The organism is Streptomyces silvae (genome assembly GCF_016745505.1).
GTDB lineage: Bacteria > Actinomycetota > Actinomycetes > Streptomycetales > Streptomycetaceae > Streptomyces > Streptomyces silvae.
In genome coordinates, this window is record NZ_JAERUC010000111.1 from 40,460 (window position 1) to 62,018 (window position 21,559).

Annotated in this window: 19 protein-coding genes; 6 read left to right on the forward strand and 13 right to left on the reverse strand. The window is 70.7% G+C overall.

All coding sequences use genetic code 11. From position 1 onward, the window contains the following. Window positions 1–2: 2 nt before the first annotated feature. The 6 genes from JKV81_RS17240 to JKV81_RS17265 form a co-directional block, all read right to left on the reverse strand. Window positions 3–1,340 carry a TadA family conjugal transfer-associated ATPase gene (locus JKV81_RS17240; protein WP_124274427.1) on the reverse strand — a complete coding sequence of 446 codons (1,338 nt, stop codon included), beginning with the start codon at window positions 1,338–1,340 and terminating at the stop codon, window positions 3–5. A 34-nt stretch (window positions 1,341–1,374) separates the two neighbouring features. Beyond that, a complete protein-coding gene (locus JKV81_RS17245; RefSeq protein ID WP_124274426.1) occupies window positions 1,375–1,860 on the reverse strand; it encodes a TadE/TadG family type IV pilus assembly protein in 486 nt (161 codons plus the stop codon). A gap of 6 nt (window positions 1,861–1,866) precedes the next feature. Next, a complete protein-coding gene (locus JKV81_RS17250) occupies window positions 1,867–2,283 on the reverse strand; it encodes a TadE/TadG family type IV pilus assembly protein (RefSeq protein ID WP_129265230.1) in 417 nt (138 codons plus the stop codon). Further along, window positions 2,280–3,554, reverse strand: a complete 1,275-nt coding sequence (locus tag JKV81_RS17255; protein WP_099174744.1) for a CpaE/TadZ family protein — start codon at window positions 3,552–3,554, stop codon at window positions 2,280–2,282. Before JKV81_RS17255 ends, JKV81_RS17250 begins: the two co-directional genes overlap by 4 nt. An 8-nt stretch (window positions 3,555–3,562) precedes the next feature. Then, window positions 3,563–4,267, reverse strand: a complete 705-nt coding sequence (cpaB, locus tag JKV81_RS17260; RefSeq protein ID WP_124274424.1) for a Flp pilus assembly protein CpaB — start codon at window positions 4,265–4,267, stop codon at window positions 3,563–3,565. An 84-nt stretch (window positions 4,268–4,351) separates the two neighbouring features. Further along, window positions 4,352–5,200 (reverse strand): hypothetical protein, encoded by an 849-nt coding sequence (locus JKV81_RS17265; RefSeq protein ID WP_124275994.1) that lies wholly within the window; start codon window positions 5,198–5,200, stop codon window positions 4,352–4,354. Window positions 5,201–5,788: 588 nt separating this feature from the next. Between JKV81_RS17265 and JKV81_RS17270 the strand changes: the two genes are divergently transcribed. Further along, window positions 5,789–7,519 carry a chitinase gene (locus tag JKV81_RS17270; RefSeq protein ID WP_129265229.1) on the forward strand — a complete coding sequence of 577 codons (1,731 nt, stop codon included), beginning with the start codon at window positions 5,789–5,791 and terminating at the stop codon, window positions 7,517–7,519. 77 nt (window positions 7,520–7,596) lie between these two features. Here the strand turns inward: JKV81_RS17270 and JKV81_RS17275 are convergent, their stop codons facing one another. From JKV81_RS17275 to JKV81_RS17295, 5 genes are all read right to left on the reverse strand, one after another. Next, entirely contained in the window at window positions 7,597–8,901 is a 1,305-nt protein-coding gene (locus tag JKV81_RS17275) for an Nramp family divalent metal transporter (RefSeq protein WP_202076668.1), read from the reverse strand. A 173-nt stretch (window positions 8,902–9,074) separates the two neighbouring features. After that, window positions 9,075–10,547: a GntP family permease gene (locus JKV81_RS17280; RefSeq protein ID WP_129265227.1), complete on the reverse strand. Its 1,473-nt coding sequence runs from the start codon at window positions 10,545–10,547 to the stop codon at window positions 9,075–9,077. A gap of 154 nt (window positions 10,548–10,701) precedes the next feature. Further along, a complete protein-coding gene (locus JKV81_RS17285; RefSeq protein ID WP_099174748.1) occupies window positions 10,702–11,112 on the reverse strand; it encodes a RidA family protein in 411 nt (136 codons plus the stop codon). A 6-nt stretch (window positions 11,113–11,118) separates the two neighbouring features. Next, complete coding sequence (locus JKV81_RS17290) at window positions 11,119–11,877, reverse strand: IclR family transcriptional regulator (protein ID WP_099174749.1); 759 nt, start codon at window positions 11,875–11,877, stop codon at window positions 11,119–11,121. Beyond that, window positions 11,874–12,941, reverse strand: a complete 1,068-nt coding sequence (locus tag JKV81_RS17295; protein ID WP_129265226.1) for a sugar kinase — start codon at window positions 12,939–12,941, stop codon at window positions 11,874–11,876. The genes JKV81_RS17290 and JKV81_RS17295 overlap by 4 nt, the downstream gene beginning before the upstream one ends. A gap of 107 nt (window positions 12,942–13,048) precedes the next feature. Here JKV81_RS17295 and JKV81_RS17300 point away from each other — a divergent pair, with 107 nt between their 5' ends. From JKV81_RS17300 to JKV81_RS17310, 3 genes are all read left to right on the forward strand, one after another. Continuing rightward, window positions 13,049–14,380, forward strand: a complete 1,332-nt coding sequence (locus tag JKV81_RS17300; protein WP_202076670.1) for an alanine racemase — start codon at window positions 13,049–13,051, stop codon at window positions 14,378–14,380. 48 nt (window positions 14,381–14,428) lie between these two features. Then, window positions 14,429–16,051, forward strand: coding sequence for an N-acyl-D-amino-acid deacylase family protein (locus JKV81_RS17305; RefSeq protein ID WP_202076672.1), 1,623 nt, complete (start codon window positions 14,429–14,431; stop codon window positions 16,049–16,051). Between the two features lie 224 nt (window positions 16,052–16,275). Next, window positions 16,276–17,283: a helix-turn-helix transcriptional regulator gene (locus JKV81_RS17310; protein WP_307820565.1), complete on the forward strand. Its 1,008-nt coding sequence runs from the start codon at window positions 16,276–16,278 to the stop codon at window positions 17,281–17,283. A gap of 79 nt (window positions 17,284–17,362) precedes the next feature. On the opposite strand, the gene JKV81_RS17315 is transcribed toward JKV81_RS17310, so the two are convergent. Both JKV81_RS17315 and JKV81_RS17320 read right to left on the reverse strand, forming a co-directional pair. Then, entirely contained in the window at window positions 17,363–17,578 is a 216-nt protein-coding gene (locus JKV81_RS17315; RefSeq protein ID WP_129265222.1) for a hypothetical protein, read from the reverse strand. 169 nt (window positions 17,579–17,747) lie between these two features. Further along, complete coding sequence (locus tag JKV81_RS17320) at window positions 17,748–18,587, reverse strand: S1 family peptidase (RefSeq protein ID WP_129265221.1); 840 nt, start codon at window positions 18,585–18,587, stop codon at window positions 17,748–17,750. Between the two features lie 306 nt (window positions 18,588–18,893). On the opposite strand from JKV81_RS17320, the gene JKV81_RS17325 reads away from it, so the two are divergent. Both JKV81_RS17325 and JKV81_RS17330 read left to right on the forward strand, forming a co-directional pair. Further along, the gene (locus tag JKV81_RS17325) at window positions 18,894–20,522 is read left to right on the forward strand and encodes a transposase (protein WP_202076708.1); all 1,629 of its coding nucleotides are present in this window, start codon (window positions 18,894–18,896) and stop codon (window positions 20,520–20,522) included. Between the two features lie 7 nt (window positions 20,523–20,529). Further along, window positions 20,530–21,348, forward strand: a complete 819-nt coding sequence (locus JKV81_RS17330) for an arylamine N-acetyltransferase family protein (RefSeq protein ID WP_124274415.1) — start codon at window positions 20,530–20,532, stop codon at window positions 21,346–21,348. The last annotated feature ends 211 nt before the right edge of the window (window positions 21,349–21,559 follow it).

The window sequence follows — 21,559 nt, forward strand, 5'->3', positions numbered from 1 at the left end:
ACCTATCTGGCCTCTCGGGTGGCGAGGTATTCGTCTGACGGGGCGACCCCGAAGGCCTGGGGGATCGGCTGTCCGGCCATGAAGAGCCGGTCGGCGATGCGGCGCGGGAGCGGGAGGGTGCGGAACTCGCCGTGGATCACGCCGTCGGTGTCCATCGGCCGGGCGTCGAACCGGGCGACGGTGACGATCCTGTACGGGTCGCGTCCGTGGGAGTCGAGGACCGCGATCTCGGTGACGCGCCGGGTGCCGTCGGCGTGCCGGGTCAGCTGGACGATGACGTCGACGGCGCTGTTGATCTGGTCGTGCAGCGCCTCGAAGGGGATCTTGATCTCGGACATCGAGGCGAGGGTCTGGAGGCGCATCAGGGCGTCCTCCGCGCTGTTGGCGTGGACGGTGGCCAGCGAACCGTCGTGGCCGGTCGACATCGCCTGGAGCATGTCGAGCGACTCGCCGCCTCGGACCTCACCGACGACGATGCGGTCGGGGCGCATACGCAGGGAGTTGCGGACCAGGTCGCGGATGGTGATCTGGCCCTTGCCCTCGACGTTCGCGGGGCGTGACTCGAGGCGGATCACATGGTTCTGCTGGAGCTGGAGTTCGGCGGAGTCCTCGATGGTGACGATGCGTTCACCTTCGGGGATGAGCCCGGAGAGCGCGTTGAGGAGGGTGGTCTTCCCGGTGCCGGTGGCCCCGGAGACGATCACGTTGAACTTCGCCTGGACGAGTCCGGCGAGCAGCAGCAGCATCTGCTGGTCGAGCGAGCCGAAGCCGATCATCTCCTGGAGCGAGAAGGACCGGGGGAAGCGCCGGATGGTGAGTGTGGCGCCGGTGAGGGAGAGCGGCGGGATGATGACGTTGACGCGCTCACCGCTGGGCAGGCGGGCGTCGACCATCGGATTGGCCTCGTCCACGCGCCGGTTGACGGTGGAGACGATGCGTTCGATCGTCTGCATGAGCTGTTCGTGGCTGGCGAAGCGCATCGGGAGCTGCTCGACCCTGCCGCCCCGCTCGACGAAGATCTGGTCGGGTCCGTTGACCATGATCTCCGTGATGGAGGCGTCCTCCAGGAGCGGTTCGAGGACACCGAGGCCGAGGGCCTCGTCGACGACCCGGCGGATGAGCTGGGAGCGTTCGACGGTGGAGAGGACCGGGCCCTCGCGGCTGATGATGTGGCCCAGGACGCGTTCGAGCCGGGCGCGGCGGTCGGCGGCGGCCAGCGAGGACATCTCCGCGAGGTCGATCTCCTCCAGGAGCTTGGCGCGGTAGGTGGCGACCAGGTGGCCGTCCTCCCGTCCCCCTCCGCGCTCCTCGGGGGCGGTGATGCGTGCCCGCAGGCTCATGGGTGGTACTCCTCGGATGGGATGGGGGGTGCGCTCAGTCGCGGGGCATGGTGGCGGACTTCTCGACGGTCCGGTCGCCGAGCAGGCCGAGCAGGACGTCCGGGACGGTGACCGTGACCTTCACCGTGACCGAGTCTCCGCCGCTGGGCGGGGCGATCCGGGCCCGCTGGGCGACCCAGCCGGTCATCGACGCCTTGCCGACGCGCTCGTACGATCCGCGCAGGCCGTCCTGCGAGGCGGTGCGGGCGGCGGCTCGCGCGCCGGTGCCCGCCTGCTGGGCGGTGTAGGCGATCAGGCCGAGCTGGAGGCCGGCCATGCCGATGAGGATGAGGACGGGGAGGAAGCCCAGGTACTCGATGGCGGTGGAGCCCCGGTCACCGCGCCTGCGCGCCCGCTGCCGGGCCGCGCGTGGAGACCGGCCCGCCGCCTCGTCCGCGGCCCGCCCGGCCGCGCGTGGAGACCGGCCGGCCGTCTCGTCCGCGGCCCGCCCGGCCGCGCGTGTGGTCCGTACGGGTGCCATGGCACGTCACTTCCCTTCCGCGGCCGCACCGGCCGTCGCGTCGACGGGGATGGGGAGGCTGGCGAAGCCGGGGAAGAGGACGGGGGCCTTCAGGGTGATGCGGACCTTGACCATGTCGTCCCCCTTGGTCCCGCACTCGCGGATCCGCGCGGGTCCGTCCCATGCGCTCGGAAGCCGTTCGTGGACGGCCGCCTCGCAGCTGCTCCGGCGGTCCCAGGCGCCGGAGGCGACGGCTGCGCGTACGCCTTCGTCGGCAGCGCCGCTCGCCAGGGTGAAGGTGTACCCCACGAGCACCGCCTGCCAGAGCAGCACCAGGGTCACCAGGATGATCGGCACCATCCCGGTGAACTCGATGGTCAGCTGCCCCCGGTCGCGTCCCAGCCGTGCCCGTATCCGGCCCGGCTCTCCTCTGCCCGGTGTCATTGTCGGCCTCCCCCGCTGGTCGTGCCGCCCTTGCGCTTGCGGCCCCCGATCGAGCCCCGGTCGCCGCGCAGCATGCCGCCGCGCGGCTCCGCTCCCTGGGAAGGCTTCACGAGTCCGAGCTCGCCCGCCAGGGCCCAGAGGGCCTGTTTCACGGTGGAGCGTGGGTCCAGTTCGTGCATACGGCCCGAATCCACCGCGCCCTGCAGTTCCTTGAAGTTCGCCGGTACCGCCGTGCCCGCCATCCGGGTCCCGGTGATCCGCTGGATCAGGGCGGGCTGGATCTCGGTGTTGCGGTTGAAGCGGTTGACGAGGGTGACCGTCTCCTCGGCCTTGCGGATCTGGAGCCGGTCCCACATCCGTACGATCCGCTTGGCACCGCGCACGGCGACGACGTCCGGTGTCGTCACGAGCACGGCGGTGTCGGCCATCTCGATCGCCGCAGCGTTGGCGCCGCTCATCTGGCTTCCGCAGTCGATGACGACGACCTCGTAGCGGGAGCGCAGGGCGCTGACGATCTGGCGGGCGGCACGGTCGCTGACCTCCTCGCCGCGTTCCCCCTCCCCGGGGGCCAGCAGCAGCGCCAGTCCGGTGTCGTGGGAGAACACCGCGTCGGAGAGGACCCGCGGGGATATGTCGGTGATGGCTGCCAGGTCGACGACGGAGCGCCGGAACTGCACGTCGAGGTAGGCGGCGATGTCGCCGGTCTGGAGGTCGAGGTCGACGAGGGCGGCCGTGTGCCCGGAGGCCTGTGCGGCCAGGGCCAGTTGTACGGCGGTGACGGTCGCGCCGACCCCGCCCTTGGCGCCGGTGACGGTGACGACCGTGCCGCCGGGGCCGGTGAAGACGTCGCCGCCGGACCCGAGGTGGCGCCGTACGCCCGTGGACCACTGCGCGGCGGCCTGCACGCGGTTGGCGAGCTCCTCGTAGCTCAGGGGGAGGGTGACCAGGCCGCGGGCGCCGGCGTCCATGGCGGCGGCGAAGAGGGTCTGGCTGGCGTCTGCGGTGATCAGCACGACCCCGACGGCGGGGAAGCGCAGGGAAACCTCCCGGATCAGCTCCAGGGCGGGCACCGGGCCGATCCGCTCGTGGACCAGCACGACCTCGGGCAGCTCCTCGATGGACTCGCCGGCGAGCCGGGCGAGGGTGTCGATGAGCTGCGTCGAGTCACCCACCGGCGCCGCCGGCTCCGCGTCGGGGAGCTGGCTGAGGAGGGTGGTCACGGACCTGGCCGCGTCGGCGTCACCGACCGCCGGGAGGATTCTGGTGGTCATCCGGGCCCTCACTTGTCCTTGTCGAGCGTGTAGGTCCGGTCGCCCGGCCGGATGGTGCCGTCGCTGCCGGGTGCGATCAGTGCGAGCCGTACGTGCTCGGCGAAGGACTCCGCGTAGGCCACGCGCTGGGTGTCGAGGGTGTTGAGCGCGAAGGTGATCGGCACGGCCTCGGTTGCCTGGTTCCGGTCGTCCTTCTTCGGTTCCAGGGCGGTCAGCTGACCGACGTCGAGGACCTTGGCGTTGGAGACGATGACCTTGGACTGGGAGGCCTCGCCGTCCCGCTCGCCCGCGAAGGTGGCGTAGATGTTCACCTTGTCGTTGGGCCGGATCTTGCCCGCGACCCCGGTGGCGGCGTCGATCATGATGGCGATCTCCTGCTCGCCCGGCCGCAGTTCCGGGCTCCTGACCATCATGTCGGACTGCATCAGGGAGCCCTTCCTGAGCTCGGTGACGGCGATCTTCCCGTCGATCTCGTCGATCTCCGTGACGGCGTTGTCCGACAGCCACCGCTTGGGCATGGAGACCTTCTCGAACTGGTCGGCCGACAGGCTCGTGTACGGGGCCACGTTGTTCTTGAGCCGGTAGGCGTCGACCTCGGGTCCGACCTTCGAGTTGACGTCGCTGATCACCGAGAGCACCCCGGCGAAGGCACCGAAGGCGCACAGGACCGACAGGAGCAGGAGTATCACGCCGCGGCGCTGGCGGGAGTTCATGGGCCGGACAACCTCGTTCGAATCGGATGCGTGGGGCAGCGGACAGAGAGGGATGCGCGGTGTCTGCGGAGAGCCCTGGGCGCGCTAGGTGCGGGGCGGCGCGGGCGCTCCATGGCTCAGGACACCTGGGGAGAGCATTCGGTTCTCCGGCGGTGCCAGCGGGGAGGAACAGAACCCGCAGCGGTCGCCGATGAGCTCCATTCCGCACCAGTGGCAGTTTTCCCGGCGTACGGAGGAAACGAGCTGGTAGATCACGGAGATGTCCGGAAGGAAGGAGGCAAATTCCACCAGCTTCCCCGTTCCCCACCAGCGTGCCGAACCGGAAGGCAGCGCGCACTCCTGAATGGCCTGGACCCCCCAGGCCGGAGCCAGGGTCTGCTGGACCCATTCGGATGTCAACTGGCCCTTGGCGACGAGTAGTTGTGTGGCGAAGGGCGGACCGGCCGGGGGTTCGGCCGTCGGGCCGATCTTGATGAGCTGAGGGTTCGGACCGGCCAGCACGGCGAACTGGGAGCCCGGCACCCAGGACTTGGCGTGGGACTTGAGGCTGACGGGGACGCGGTCGAGCCTGGCCACGGAGTTCAGCAGGGCCCCGGCGTGGATGTAGTGGGCGAGCAGCCGGGCCGCCGAGGCGACCACTCCCGGGCTGAAGTCGCAGATGGAGAGCTGGCGCAGCTGGCGTACGAGCACGGCGACGCCCAGCGGCGGCAGGTCGGTCCTGAGCAGGGCGATGCGGTCGCTCTCCAGGACGGACCGGATGGCGTGCAGTCTGCGTTCATGGGCGGGGCTGATGCCCGTGGGGTAGACCGCGATCACATAGCCGTGCTGCTCCAGGAGCAGGTTCATGTCACCGATCGCGAGATCGAGGGGCTGGGCCTCGGGTGCCTGCAACAGGGCTGCCGTGGGTGTCTGCTGATCGGTCGGAGGTAGCACGAGATCAGCGCTGGTCACTGCTATTGCGGTCGGCACGCTCTTCCCCGTTCGGCCCCGGCCGTCGTCGGGGGTGACTCCGGCCGCAATCGCTCCTGCTCCGTGCTTCTTCCCCAGCACTTTAGCCACGTCGGACCAGGCAGAGAACAGATATCGGAACCCAGTACGAAGACGTGCGGCACAGGCGTTCGCTACGCCTCCGTACGAAATCGGACGAAAAGCAAAGTGGTTAACTTCTGCACCACTGCGCAGAGTTACCCCGGCCGATGGGGTTTGAAATGGGCGGGAATTAATCCGCCCACGTCAGAACGGATTCACTTCCCTTTCCCCGCCCCTCCGCGATATCCGCTCCGTCACATTCCGGCCATCCCCGTGGCGCGACCCGCACCATCACCCGCACTGTCACCCGTGCGAGTGCACACGGGAGGGCCCGGGGCCGTTCACCCGGAGGCGCGCAGGCACCTCTTCGGCCCCTCGCTGGCATCCGGGCCGCCAGAGGTCTTGACAACTTGATTGGTCTGGACCAGTTTATCGGCCAACGGTGGCCACCGTTCCCGCCAGCACCCCCAACTCCCCCACCGGAGGCAGCAAGTGGAACGCTCCGCAGGCAGCAGCAGGCACAGAAGGCGCCGCGTCCGGCCTCTCCTCGGCGGGGCCGTCGCCGTCGTCGCGGCCGGGGCGCTGGGCGTCACCGGGCTCGTCAGCACCGCGCAGGCCGCCGACATCAACGTGGCCAGGAACGCCGGGTTCGAATCGGGGCTCGCCGGCTGGACCTGTTCCGGCGGCTCCGGCGCCACGGTCTCCTCCCCCGTGCACGGCGGCTCCTCCGCGCTCAAGGCCACCCCGGCCGGCCAGGACAACGCCAAGTGCACGCAGACCGTCGCCGTGAAGCCCGGCTCCACCTACACGCTGAGCTCCTGGGTGCAGGGCGGTTACGCCTATCTCGGCGCCAGCGGTACGGGGACGACGGACGTCTCCACCTGGTCCCCCGGCTCCAGCAGCTGGACCCAGCTGCGGACCACCTTCACCACCGGCCCCTCCACCACCTCGGTGACCGTCTACACCCACGGCTGGTACGGCCAGGCCGCCTACGTCGCGGACGACGTCGAGGTGACCGGCCCGGACGGCGGCGGCGGCACCGACCCCGGCCCCTCGATCCCCGGCGCCCCGGCCGGACTGGCCGTCTCCACGACGACCAGCTCCTCGGTCGCCCTGACCTGGAACGCCGTCTCCGGCGCCACCGGCTACACCGTCTACCGCGACGGCACGAAGGCCACCACCTCGACCGGCACCTCGGCCACGGTGACCGGCCTCGCCGCGGACACCGCCTACCAGTTCTCCGTCAGCGCCACGAACGCCGCCGGCGAGTCGGTCAAGTCGGCGACCGTCAGCGGCCGTACGGCGAAGACCGCCACGGGCCCCGGCCCGACGACCTCGGTCCCCAAGCACGCGGTGACCGGCTACTGGCAGAACTTCAACAACGGCGCCGCCGTCCAGAAGCTCAGTGACGTCCCCGCGGACTACGACATCATCGCCGTCTCCTTCGCGGACGCCACGGCCACACCGGGTGCCGTCACCTTCAACCTGGACTCGGCGGGCCTGAACGGCTACACCCTTGCCCAGTTCAAGGCCGACATCAAGGCCAAGCAGGCCGCCGGGAAGAACGTCATCATCTCCGTGGGCGGGGAGAAGGGCGCCGTCGCCGTCAACAGCGACGCCTCCGCCACCGCCTTCGCCGACTCGGTGTACGCGCTGATCCAGGAGTACGGCTTCAACGGCGTCGACATCGACCTGGAGAACGGCCTCAACTCCACCTACATGACGAAGGCCCTGCGCTCCCTGTCGTCGAAGGCGGGCTCCGGCCTCGTCATCACGATGGCCCCGCAGACCATCGACATGCAGTCGACGTCCGGTGAGTACTTCAAGACGGCGCTCAACATCAAGGACATCCTGACCGTCGTCAACATGCAGTACTACAACAGCGGTTCGATGCTGGGCTGCGACGGCAAGGTCTACTCGCAGGGCTCGGTGGACTTCCTCACCGCGCTCGCCTGCATCCAGCTGGAGGGCGGTCTCGCCCCGTCCCAGGTCGGCCTCGGGGTCCCCGCCTCCACCCGCGGCGCGGGCAGCGGCTACGTCGCCCCGTCCGTCGTGAACGCGGCCCTGGACTGCCTGGCCAAGGGCACGGGCTGCGGCTCCTTCAAGCCCTCCAGGACCTACCCGGACCTGCGCGGCGCGATGACCTGGTCCACGAACTGGGACGCCACGGCCGGCAACTCCTGGTCCGGCGCGGTCGGCCCGCACGTGCACGGCCTCCCGTAACGCGAAGGCCCCTCCGGTCCAGCAGCGCCGCCGCTCCCCCGGCGGCGCTGCTGCGTGCGTACAGGGGTACGCCGCCGTCACCAGGGCAGTTCGCGCACCTGCTGGACGCACAGCACGATGAACAGCAGACCCGCCGCGCCCAGCATCCCGTTGCTGAGCCAGCCGTTGCGCCACTCCCTCGGCGTACGGGAGGAGTTGAGCAGCCAGAGCAGGGTCAGGGCCAGGAACGGCATGAAGAACGCGCCCAGGACTCCGTAGCCGATGACCAGCCCGAAGGGCTCGTCCAGCCACAGCAGCGTCATCGGCGGGAACGTCAGCCAGAGCAGGTACGCGCGGAAGGGCACGGACCGCTCCTGCCGGCCGACCGTCCCGCTGCCCGCCTCGTCCACGCCCGTGTCGCCGCGGGCGGCGCGGATCCGGTCCACGAAGTCGGCGAACATCAGGCTCACGCCGTGCCACACACCGATGAGCGACGAGAACGACGCCGCGAAGAAGCCGACCAGGAACAGCTTCGCGGTGCCCGCCCCGAAGCGGTCCTCCAGGACCTTGCCGAGGTCGATCAGGCCCCGGTCGCCCTGGGTCAGGGCGATGCTCGACGAGTGCAGCAGCTCGGCGCCGACGATGAGCATCGCCACGACGAAGATGCCGGTGGTGATGTAGGCGACCCGGTTGTCGATCCGCATCACCTTCATCCAGGAGGTGTCGGACCAGCCCTTGGCGTTCACCCAGTACCCGTAGGCCGCCATGGTGATGGTGCCGCCGACCCCGCCGATCAGCCCGAGCGTGTAGATCAGCGAGCCGTCGGGGAGGACGGGGAGCAGCCCCGCGAAGGAGGCGCCGATGTCCGGGACCACGCGGATCGCGACGTAGACCACGACGACGAACATCACGCCGATCAGGACCGTCATGACCTTCTCGAAGACGGCGTACTGGTTGAACCAGACGAAGACCAGGCCGATCAGCCCGGTGATGATCGCCCAGGTCTTCAGGCCCGGCCCGTCGGGGAAGAGCGCCACGATGGGCAGGGCGCTGGAGGACATGGCCGTGGCGCCGTACACGAAGCCCCAGACGACGACGTACACGGCGAAGTAGCCCGTGGTCCACCCGCCGAGGGTGCGCCAGCCGTCGAAGAGGGTGCGGCCCGTCGCGAGGTGCCAGCGGCCGACCGCCTCCGCGAGGGAGATCTTCACGAGGCAGCCGATCACGGCCGCCCACATGAGGGTGTAGCCGAATTTGCTGCCCGCGATGAGGGTCGCGACCAGGTCTCCGGCTCCGACACCGGTGGCCGCGACGACGATGCCGGGTCCGATGTAGCGCCAACTGGACTTACGTGGTGGGGAGCCCAGCTCCCCCGCTTCTGTGGTCTCGCTTGTCTCCGCCATGTCGATCAACGAAGCGCATCACGGGACATCGCACAAGGGGGCGCGTCATACCGCCGTGAGGCCCCCTCGGGTCGCGGACACCTGTGGACGTCCGGTGACAGGAGGGGGCTGCGGGGCGAGGTGGACGGGTTCCGTCCGGATCGGGCCGTCCGCCCGATCCGGACCGGAATGCTCTAGATGACCAGGCTCAGCGCGGCGGCGACGACGAAGCCGGCGACCGAGAGGACGGTCTCCAGGACCGTCCAGGTCTTCAGGGTGTCCCGCTCGGAGATGCCGAAGTACTTGGAGACCATCCAGAAACCGCCGTCGTTGACGTGCGAGGCGAAGATGGAGCCCGCCGAGATCGCCATGATGATCAGCGCGAGGTGGCCCTGCGACATGCCCTGGTTCTCGACGAGCGGGACGACGATGCCGGCGGTGGTGACGATCGCGACCGTCGCCGAGCCCTGGGCGACCCGCAGGACGACGGAGATCAGCCAGGCGAGCAGGATGACGGGCAGGCCGACGTCGTTGAAGGTGTCGGCGAGCGCGTCCGCGATGCCGCTGCCCTTGAGCACGGCTCCGAAGATGCCGCCCGCGCCGACCACCAGCAGGATGTTGCCGACGGGCTTCAGCGAGGACGTCGAGACCGACTCCAGGGACTTGCGGGACCAGCCGCGCCGGATGCCCAGCAGGTAGTAGGCGAGGAGCAGGGCGATCGTCAGCGCGACGAACGGGTTGCCGAAGAACTCGATGACGGAGCGCAGGGTCGACGGGTCGAGCGCGATGGAGGAGAACGTCGCGGCCAGGATGAGGATCAGCGGCGTACCGATGATCGCGAGTACGGTGCCGAGCGGGACGGGCTTCTCGTGCGGCGTGACACCGGCGGCCTGCTGCTCGGCGACGACGGCGGCCTTGGCCTCGGCGGCGGCCTCGACCATGTCCTGCGGTACGTCGACGAAGATGCGCTTGCCGATCCAGGCGGCGTAGCCCCAGGCGGCGAGGACGGACGGGATGCCGACGAGGGCGCCCATCAGGATGACCCAGCCGAGGGAGACGTTGAAGAGGCCCGCTGCGGCGACCGGTCCGGGGTGCGGCGGCAGGAACGCGTGGGTCATGGAGAGGCCGGCCAGCAGCGGCATCGCGTAGAGGATGATCGACTTGCCGGAGCGCTTGGCGGCGGCGTACACGATCGGTGCGAGGACGAAGATGCCGACGTCGAAGAAGACCGGGATGCCGAAGATGAGGCCGGTGAGGCCCATGGCGAGCGGGGCGCGCTTCTCGCCGAAGAGGTTCAGCAGGCGGGCGCTGAGGACCTCGGCCCCGCCGGACACCTCCAGGATCGCGCCGAGCATCGTGCCGAGGCCGATGATGATCGCGACGTGCCCGAGGATGCCGCCCATGCCGGATTCGATGACCGAGACGGCCGCCGACTTCTGGACCGTGCCGAAGAGTTCGGTGACGGAGAGACCGGCACCCAGGCCGACGGCTATGGACACGGCGAGCAGCGCGACGAACGGCTGGAGCCTGGCCTTGATGATCAGGACGAGCAGGAGTGCGATCCCGAGGGCGGCGACGGTCAGCAGACCGGGCGTACCGCCGATCAGGAGGAGCAGTCCACCGGTGTGGGGTGGCGCCTCGGTGGCGGGGGCGGCGGCGAGCAGCATGAGCGGTCAACTCCGTTGGTGACGGGGTCCTTCGGGGCAGGGGGGAGCGCGGTACGGCGCCCCTCGGGGGAAGGGACGGGGCGCCGTGCCGTGGGTGAGCGGTTCGGGGAGCCGGCTCTCCGGGGGCGGAGCGCCGGCTCGGCGGATCAGGTGATCAGCCGAGGACCGCGAGTGCGTCGATCTCGATGAGGAGGCCCTTGGGCAGGCCGACGTACACCGTCGTACGTGCGGAGGCGGGGGCCTTGAGGCCCTGCTCCTCGAAGTACTCGTTGTAGATGGCGTTCATCTCGGCGAAGTGGTCGACGTCGGTGAGGTAGACGCGCATCATCATGACGTCGTCCCAGCTCGCGCCGCCCTCCTCCAGGATCGCCTTGACGTTGGCGAAGGTCTGGAGGGTCTGCTCGCGCAGCGTCGGACCGGCCGGGGTGGGGGCCTGGCCCTCGACGGCGGGCAGGAAGCCGACCTGACCTGCGACCTGGAGGATGTTCCCCTTCTTCACGCCGTGCGAGAACTTCGCGGGCGGGGTGGTGTGGGTGCTGGGGGTGAGGGCGGTCTTCTCGGTCATGGTGGTTCAGGCTTTCTTGGTGGGGGTGGTTCCGGAGTACTCCCGGCTGATGGTGTCCGCGGTGCGGCGTACCAGGGGGAGCAGGGTGAGGAGTTCCTCGGCGGTGACGACCACGTTCGGTGCGGACACCGACATGGCGGCGACGACCCGCCCGTCCGCGCCCCGGATGGGGGCGCCGACGCAGTTGATGGACTCCTCGTGGCCTCCGAGGTCGGTGGCCCAGCCCTGTTCGCGTACGACGGCGAGTTCCTTGAGGAAGGCGCCGGCGTTCGGGAGCGAACGGGACGTGTACATGGGGTAGTCGAGCCGTTCGGCGATGGCGCGCCGTTCGGGCTCGGGGAGGTCGGCGAGGAGCAGCTTGGCGACCGCGGCGACGGTGATCGCGACGGGTTTGCCGATCCGTGAGTACATCCGGACCGGGTAGCGGCTCTCGACCTTGTCGATGTAGAGGACCTCGTTCTCCTCGTACACGGCGAGGTGGACGGTGTGTCCGCACTGTTCGTTGAGCGCGACGAGGTGGCTGTGGGCGATCTCGCGTACGTCGAGGTTCTCGACGGCTTCCTGGGCGAGCGCGAAGAGCCGGGCGCCGAGGCGGTAGCGCTGGTCCTCCTGGCGGTAGACCAGGCCGTGCTCGTGGAGCGTACGGAGCAGGCGCAGCGCCGTGGACTTGTGGACACCCAGTCGCTCGGCGACCTGGCCGAGGTCGGCGGGGCCCTGGGCGAGCAGCGGCAGGATGCTCAGCGCGCGGTCGACGGTCTGGCTCATGTGACTCGTACCTCCTCGTTCGCCCCGGCGGTGACGGTCCAGCCGGGGCCGAGACGAAGTGTGCCCCAGGCCTCGTCGTCGAGGGCGGCGAGCCGGTCGGCGTGGTCGCGGGGCGGGGGGCCGGTGAGGTCGCCGGGGACGGTGAGGACGGCGGCGGCCATGAGGTGGCCGTGCCGGGCGCGGTCGCGTACGGGGAGGTCGCGGAGGGTGGCGGAGAGGAACCCGGCGGCGAAGGCGTCGCCCGCGCCGACGGCGGCGACGACGTCGACGTGCAGGGAGGGGACGGTGGTGACGGTGTCCGCCGCCGTGCCGCTGCCGGTCCGGCCGGTCCTGGAGAAGACGGTGACGCCGTCGGAGCCGCGCTTGACGACCAGGACGCCGGGTTCGGGCAGGGCGGCGCGGATCGCCTCGGTGCCGTGGACGCCCCAGGCCTCCTCGGCCTCGTCCTCGCCGACGAAGACGAGGTCGCTGCGGCGGGCGAGGTCGAGCAGGACCTCGGGGCCGGCCTCGCCGTCGCGCCAGAGGCCGGGGCGGTGGTTGACGTCGAAGGAGATCAGGGGGCGGTCCTCACGGGGTGCGGTGAGGTCGCGGAGGAGGGCCAGGCAGTCGGCGGAGAGCGCGGCGGTGATGCCGGAGAGGTGCAGGACGCGGGTGTCGAGGAGGTCCTCGTACGGCACGTTCTCCGGGGACATCGCGGAGGCCGCGGAGCCGGCCCGGTAGTACGCCACCTCGTGGGTGTCGGTGGCCCGGTCCGTCGCGGTGCGGAAGTAGATGCCGGTGGGGCGGCCGGGGTCGCGGCGGACGGCGGAGGTGTCGACGCCGTAGCCGGCGATGGTGTCGACGAGGTGGTCGCCGAAGCCGTCGGCGCCGACCCTCCCGACCCACTTCGCCCGGTGGCCCGCGGCGGCGAGGGCGCAGGCGACGTTGGACTCGGCGCCTCCGATGCCCCGGCCGAAGGAGGGGACGTCGGCGAGGCGGCCCGGCTGCGAGGGCAGGAACGTCACCATGGACTCGCCGAGGCAGACGACGTCCGCGGTGGCTGTCCTGGCTGCGGATCCGGGCACTCTGGGCTCCTCGTGGTCGGCCTTGGGCGCCGGTGGTCACCATTGACCCGGCATCGGCTCGGATGTTAGACAGCCTTGAGCGATATACGCAACGCCTGTTGCACACAATGCAACGACTAGTTCCCGAGGAGACCCCCTTGGCCGCCGAGCAGTCCCCCGAACAGTCCGTGACGGCACTCGCCGGCGAACGGGTCGACCACCGCTTCAAGGCGCTGCCGCCCGACGCCGAGGGGCTGACCGTGGGCGCGCTGGCGGCCGAGCGCCGCAACCTCTTCACGGGCGGGTTCACCACCCCGGTGCTGGCCCTGTCCGCCGAGTCCGTCGAGGCCAACCTCGCCCTGCTGGAGACGTACGCGGAGCGGCACGGCCTGGCCTTCGCGCCGCACGGCAAGACGTCGATGTCCCCTCAGCTCTTCGCCCGGCAGCTGGAGTACGGCGCGTGGGGCATCACCGCGGCCGTCCCCCACCAGGCCCGGGTGTACCGCGCGTACGGCATCGGGCGGATCGTCCTCGCCAACGAGCTCGTCGACGCGGTGGCGCTGCGCTGGCTCGCCGGTGAGCTGGACGCCGACCCCGGCTTCACGTTCGCCTGTTACGTGGACTCGGTGCGCGGCGTCGAGCTGATGGACGAGGCCCTGCGCGCGGCGGGTGCCGTACGCCCCGTGGACGTCGTGATCGAGCTGGGTGCCGGCGACGGCGCCCGCACCGGCGCCCGTACGGAGGCGGACTGCGCGGCGGTCGCGGACGCGGTGGCGGCCACCTCCACCCTGCGGCTCGTGGGTGTCGCGGGGTACGAGGGCGAGGTGCCGGACGCCTCACCGGAACGCGTGCGGGAGTGGCTGCGCCGGCTCGTCGCACTGGCGGCGGACCTCGACGCGGCCGGACGCTTCGCCGCGCTCGCCGACGGTGAGGAGATCCTGGTCAGCGCGGGCGGCAGCGCCTGGTTCGACGCGGTCGCCGATGTCTTCGCCGAGGTCCCCGCGCTGAGCCGGCCCGTCCTCAAGCTGCTGCGCTCCGGCGCGTACGTCAGCCACGACGACGGCCACTACCGCCACCTCACCCCCTTCAACCGGATCCCCGAGGAGGGCACGCTTCAGCCCGCCTTCCGCCTCTGGGCCCAGGTCGTCTCCCGGCCCACCGCCGAGCAGGCCTTCGTCAACGCGGGCAAGCGCGACGCGGCGTACGACCTGGACCTCCCCGAGGCGCAGGTCGTCCGCTCCGCCCGCGACGGCTCGGTCCGCCCTGCCACCGGCATCACGGTCAGCGGGCTCTCCGACCAGCACGGGTGGGTGCGTACGGAGGCGGGGGCGGAGCTGGAGGTCGGCGACTGGATCGGCATGGGGCTCTCGCACCCCTGCACGTCGTTCGACAAGTGGCAGTTGATCCCGCTGGTGGAGGCGGACGGCACGGTCACGGACTACATCCGCACCTTCTTCTGATCCCTGCGGGGCCTGCTCCCCCGCACCTCTGAAAGGCGAGCTGCACCCATGGACCTGGCTATTCGCCACGCGACCGTCGTCGACGGCACCGGCACCCCCGCCTACCGCGCCGACATCGGCATCACGGACGGCCGGATCACCGAGATCCGCGGGGAGGGCGACGGCCCCCGCCCCGCCGCCACCCGCACCCTGGACGCCGACGGCCTCGCGCTCGCGCCGGGCTTCATCGACATGCACGCGCACAGCGACCTGGCCCTGCTGCGCGACCCCGACCACAGCGCGAAGGCCGCCCAGGGCGTCACCCTGGAGGTCCTCGGCCAGGACGGCCTGTCCTACGCCCCCGCCGACGACCGCACTCTCGCCGAGGTCCGCCGCTCCATCGCCGGGTGGAACGGCGACGGCAGCGACATCGACTTCGACTGGCGCACCGTCGGCGGCTATCTGGACCGCCTCGACCGCAACTTCGGCGGCCAGGGCATCGCCGTCAACGCCGCCTACCTCATCCCGCAGGGCACCGTCCGGATGCTCGCCGTCGGCTGGGACGACCGCCCCGCCACCGACGCCGAGCTGGACCGCATGAGGGAGCTCGTCGCCCAGGGCATGGCCGAGGGCGCGGTCGGCATGTCCTCCGGCCTGACGTACACCCCCGGGATGTACGCGAAGGACGCCGAACTCACCGAGCTGTGCCGGGTGGTGGCGGAGCACGGCGGCTACTACTGCCCGCACCACCGCTCGTACGGGGCGGGAGCCCTCCAGGCGTACGAGGAGATGGTGCAGCTCACCCGCGACGCCGGGTGCGCCCTCCATCTCGCCCACGCCACGATGAACTTCGGTGTGAACAAGGGCAAGGCGCCCGAGCTGCTGGCCCTCCTGGACGACGCGCTCGCGTCGGGGTCGGACATCACGCTCGACACCTATCCGTACACGCCGGGCTGCACCACCCTCGTGGCGATGCTGCCCAGCTGGGCCAACGAGGGCGGCCCGGAGTCGGTCCTGACCCGCCTCGCCGACGAGGCGACGGCGGAGCGGATGCGTCACGACGTCGAGGTCGTGGGGTCCGACGGCTGCCACGGCGTCCCGATCGAGTGGGACCGGATCGAGATCTCGGGCGTAGGCTCCCCCGAACTCGCCGGATACGTCGGCCGTACGGTGGCCGAGTCGGCCCGGCTGCGCGGCGAGGAGCCCTGGGTGACGGCCCGCCGGCTGCTCGTCGAGGACCGGCTGGGCACGACGATCCTCCAGCACGTCGGCCACGAGGACAACGTCCGGCAGATCATGCGCCACCGGGTCCACACCGGCGGCAGCGACGGCATCCTCCAGGGCGACAAGCCGCACCCCCGCGCGTACGGCACGTTCCCCCAGTACCTCGGGCGGTACGTCCGGGAGCTGGGCATCCTCTCGCTGGAGGAGTGCGTCGCCCACCTCACGTCCCGGCCGGCGGCCCGGCTGCGGCTGCCCGACCGCGGGTACGTCCGCGAGGGCTACCGCGCGGACCTGGTCCTCTTCGACCCCGCCACGGTGGCCGCGGGGTCGACCTTCGATGAGCCCCGCACCCTCCCCGTCGGCATCCCGCACGTCCTGATCGACGGCCGGTTCGTCATCGAGGACGGCAGGCGGACCTCCGTCCTGGCGGGCCGGTCGGTACGCGGCACGGGCGCCCCCCGGGCCTGAGACCGCCGCCGCCCCGGGCACCCAGCCACCTCGGCCCGCCGGCCCCGACCCCGGCGGGCCGAGGTACGTCACGACCCCAACTCGCTTATGTCCACGAACGGTTCGCATCCGGTCCCGGTCCCCCCACCACGGGCCGCGGATGCTTTACCAGGGAGTCACGCCGCTCCTACACTCCGTCGAAGACCTGGAGATCACTCGGTCGCACCGGACCGGTTCACAACGGAGTGTCCCCATTGCCTGAGCACAAAATGCTCGTACTCGGGTTGTCGCACATCGAGGAAGACATCTACCGGCATCTGCTCCGCAACCCCGGCATCGAGGTGGACGAGATCCACGTCCTGCTCCGCCACGAGGCCGAGCCGACCCGCCGGTCCATCCGGAGACTGCGCGAGCTGAAGATCATCCAGCAGGTCGACGGCCAGACCCGGGCCTGTGAGCCCGAGCTCGTGGTGGCCCGCCTCGCCGAACAGCGACTGGAGGAGCTGTACGACGACATCCGCTCGCTGACCCATCTCCGCCCCCTCGTGGACTCGCTGGGGCGGGAGATCCCCGAACCGGAGCCGGAGGACGACGAGAAGCCCGTCGAGCGGATCACCGGCCTGGAGGCGATCCGTACGCGCCTGGACGAGCTGGCGTTCTTCGCCCGGGAGGAAGTGCTCGCCGCCGAGCCCTACGACGCGCTCACACCCGAGAACATCGAGAACTCCCGGCCCCTGGACCTGCGCTGCCTGCGCCGTGGTGTCAGCTGCCGCAGTCTGATCCGCCGGGTCGCCATGGAGGACGGGCCGACCCTCGCCTACCTCCAGGAACTCACCGCGGCGGGTGCGCGGATCAGGGTCCTGGACGAGCTGGACGAGCTCATGCTCGTCTACGACCGGCACACCGCGCTGGTGCCGCTGGACCCCGGCAACACGGCCAAGGGGGCGCTGTGTTCCCAGGAGGAGGGCATCGTCACCACCGTCGTCAACAACTTCGAGCGGCTCTGGGCGGGGGCGGAGGACTTCGCCGCCCTGGCCGGGCAGCGCGACGGCGCGGACGGCCCCGGGCCCACCGAGATCCAGGCGAAGGTGCTGCGCCTGATGTGCACGGTCGGCAAGGACGAGATCGGCGCCCGCGAGGCGGGCATCGCCCTGCGCACCTACCGCCGCCACATCTCGGACCTGATGCAGCTGCTGGGCGCGGAGAACCGGGCCCACGCGGCACTGCTCGCCCGCGAACGCAACTGGATCTGAGGGCCGCCGGCTTCCGGACGTACCGGGTTGCCGACGGCCTGTCGGTCCTGTCGGTCCTGTCAGTCCTGGCGCCGGTCCGTCACGTGCCGGGGCAGCTGACGGGCGGCTTCCCCTGCCACCCGTTGATCGGGCCCCGGCAGGGGTCGTCCCAGGGGGAGTCGGCCACCTGCCGTACGCCCCTGTCCGCACCGCCCGCCTGACCGGCCGCCACCCAGGACGACCCGGCCAGCGTGAGGACCACCAGAGCCGCTCCCGCCATGGCTCCACGAGTACCGCCGAAGATCACACGCATCATGTTTCCTCGCAACCCGCCCGGCGCCCCAGTCCCCGTACAGCTGGGGCGTCCCGGGTGAACAGCCGTCAGTCTGGCACCCGGGGCACCCGTGCGGGACGGCCGAGCGAGGCAGCCTCCTGCCAACCGGGAGGCAGGATCCTGCCGTTCCCCGGAGGCCGCCCCGCCCCGGTCACGGCTTGGGCAGCGCGCACCCGGCCAGGTCCAGGTCGATCTCGTTGCCGCTGCCGATGCAGGGCACGATGCCGTAGGTCTGCTGGGCGTAGTTGATGCCCTCGCGTACGGTCACGGCGCCGTTCTCGTCGACCTCGCACGGGTTGTTGTCCGTGCACTCCTGCCCGTCCTCGTTACCGGTGTTGTTGACGGCGACCACCTTGCCGGTCGCGTCGTCGATCACCGGGGAGCCGGACGTGCCGCCGATGGTCTGGCAGGCGGAGGTGTAGCGGACCGAGTCCTTCCAGGTCCAGGCGCCTTCCTTGAGCCGGTAGGCGAACCCGTCGACGGCGCAGCTGTACGTGCGCTTCCAGTAGCCCGAGGCGACCGTGATGGCGGTGCCCTGCGCCGGGCGCCCTGCGTCGAGCTCCAGGGCCTCGATGCCGTAGCTGCTCTCGATCTGGGCGTACGTGCTGGTGAGCCGGTAGAGCGAGACGTCCGTGTCGGTCATCGTGCCGTACGCGACCTTGTCGGCGCGCAGGGTGCCGACGCCGCTGCCCGCCCCGTTCAGCAGGGTGAAGCTCCGGGTCGAGGCCTGGTCGAGGACGACCTTGCCGGGGGCGGGGAAACCGGACTCCAGGCAGTGCCCGTTGGACAGGACGAGGGCCGGGTCGTCGGGGAGCGAGGACGGTGCCCGCACGACCGATCCGGAACAGTTGCTGAGCGCGACGGTCCCGGCGAGATCGACGGCCTTCACCCGGACGTCGGCGGTGTCCTGGCCGGTGGCCGCGGTTGCGGGTGCGATGCCCGCGCCGAGGAACAGGACAGCAAAAAGCGCACCGATGAGAGGCTTCTTCATGTGGGGGGTCCCCTCCGTGTTGCATGTGACCGGAGTTCTTCCGGTTTTTGACATGCGCATGTTTGCGTACGGAGAGGGGGTGCACAAGGGTCGGAATCAAGCCGGGACGATCAACTATGGGCGGTGAGGGGGTTATGAGCTGCTGGCCTTTGAGCGTGCAGGAGTGAGTTGTTGGGCCTGGGGGTGAGTCCGGTTGGGTGGGTGGAGGTCGGGAACGGGTGTTCTTGGGTCGTATGGGTGACCTTGGTGGTGGTGGTTCGTTGTGCTGGGTGGCAGTCGGTACGGCTTCGGGGTGGGGGTGTGGTGGTGGGTGGTGTGCGGGAGTTGGCGGCGTCGTTCGTGGTGCCGGGTCCTTCCGGGGTGGCGGTACGGGACCGTCTCAAGCACCTGACACCCCTGGACGAAGAGGTCCTGCGGGCGGTGGGGGCGCATCAAGGTGCGCTCGCCTCCCGCGACCTCAAGACCCGATGTGCGCAGGGCCTGGATCACAGTGCGGAGTCGTGGGCGGCCCGTAAGCGCGAGCTGACGTCGGTGTCGTCGTCAAGGATCGCCGGGGCGATCACGAAGGCCACGCACGCCCAGTGGGCGCTCGCCCGCCGCTGCCAGGCCGCCCACATCCGCTCGCTGGAAGCCGGGATCAAGACCCTCAGGCACCGACTGTCCCTCCCCATCGGGCAGAAGGGCACCAAGCGTGCGGCCGGCGGCTACCGGTCCCGGCGTGAGTGGTTCCAGAAATCGCGTCGCCTCACCGCCCTGGAAGCACGACACACCGCCGCAGTGGCGGACTGGCAGGCCGGCCGGGTGCGGGTGGTGCGGGGCGGGAAACACCTGCTCACCACCCGCCACCATCTGGCCGAGGCCGGGCTCACCGAGGACGAGTGGCTTCAGCGGTGGGAGGCGGAACGCTGGTTTCTGGCGGCGGACGGTGAGTCGGGGAAGCGGTTCGGGAACGAGACGATCCGTGTCACCCCGGACGGCCTGGTCAGCATCAAGCTGCCCGCCCCGCTGGCTCATCTGGCCAACGCCCCGCAGGGCCGCTACATCCTGACGGGCGCGGTCGGGCTCGCGCATCGGGGTGTGGAGTGGGCTGACCGCGTCGAAGCGAACCAGGCTGTCGCTTACCGCATCCACTACGACACCGAGCGTGGGCGCTGGTATCTGACCGCGTCCTGGCAACGCCCCACCATACCGACCGTGTCGCTGGAGGCGGCCCGGGCCAAGGGCGTGATCGGTGTGGACACCAACGCCGACCACTTCGCCGCCTACCGCCTCGACAAGCACGGGAACCCGGTCGGCGAGCCGCACCGCTTCGGCTACGACCTGTCCGGCACCACCACACACCGCGACGCCCAACTCCGCCACGCCCTCACCCGCCTCCTGCACTGGGCCACACAGAGCGGGGTGGCAGCGATCGCCATCGAGGACCTCGACTTCACCGCCGAGAAGACGCGGGAGAAACACGGCCGTCGTAAGAAGTTCCGGCAGCTGATCTCCGGCATCCCGACCGGGAAACTCAAAGCCCGCCTGGTCTCCATGGCCGCCGAACACGGGCTCGCGATCATCGCGGTCGACCCCGCTTACACCTCGATGTGGGGTGGACAGCACTGGCATAAGCCACTGGCCACCCCGCGTCGGAGAATGTCCCGTCACGATGCCGCCGGTATCGCTGTCGGGCGACGCGCTCTCGGACACCCGGTCCGGCGTCGGACGGCACCGCCCCCACAGGACCGGAGTGATCGTGCGGGGCATCGGACCGTCCAGGCCCAACCAGGTGCACGAGGGCGTGAGGGAACCCGCCCGCCCGCAGCGGACCACGCCCCTGGAGGCGTGTCACCGAACGGGACGCGAAAGCGGCAACCCAGCGCATCCAACACCGTTCGGGATGTCCGCAGTGAGCAGGAATGGGTACAAGACCCATTCCTGCTCACTGAATAGGAACGGTATGACACTCGACCTCGACGCCTATTTCGCCCGCATCGGCCGGGCGGGAGACACGGACCGCCGCCCCACCGTGGAGGTACTGCGGTCCGTGCACCGCGCCCACATGCTGGGCATCCCGTTCGAGAATCTGGAGCCTCTCCTCGGCAGCGCCCCGTCCCTCGCGCTCCCCGACCTGGAGAGGAAGCTCGTCCGCAGTGAGCGCGGCGGGTACTGCTACGAGCACAACACCCTTCTCGCCGCCGTCCTCACCCAGCTCGGGTTCCGGGTGACGCTGCTGACCGCGCGGGTGGTGCTGGGTGCCGCGCCCGGTGACATCAGGCCCCGTACGCACATGCTGATGCAGGTGGACGTGGAGGGTGAGTCCACCCCGTGGCTGGCCGATGTCGGCTTCGGGTCGCACGGTGCGCTGCTGGAGCCGATCCCGCTGGTGGTGGACGCCGAGCTGCTCGACACCCCGCGCCGCCACCGGCTCGTGCACGCCCCGCACGACGGGCCGCTGGAGATGTGGGAGCTGCAGGCGGACAAGGGCGGCTACTGGGAGCCGCAGTACGAGTTCACCCTGGAGCCCTTCGAGGCCCCGGACTACGACGTCATCAACTGGCACATCGCGACGAACCCGCGCTCGCCGTTCCGGCAGGCGCTGTACGCCCAGCGCACCCTGCCGGGCCTGCACCGGGCCCTGTCCGGGCGGACGCTGGTGGAGACCGCCGACGACGGCACGGTCACGGAGCGGGAGCTGAGCGACTCCGCCGAGGTGGTGCGGGTGCTGGCCGAGGACTTCGGCGTACGCCTCCCCGAGGGGACCGTGCTGCCCGGCTGACCGGGGCGGGCCGGCGTTCGTGGCGCATCTCACCCGGCTCCGCCGCCCACGCCCGGATTCCAAGCCGTGGCCCCGCCGCGACCGGCCGTTCCCACGGTCCGCGGGCGGGGCGGCATGCCGATGGAAGACCCGGCGCGCCGGAGCGCACCCCCGGAGGGAGCAACCGGTGCGCGAACCGGGCGCAGTGCGGGAAACACGGCCGTAAGCTCGC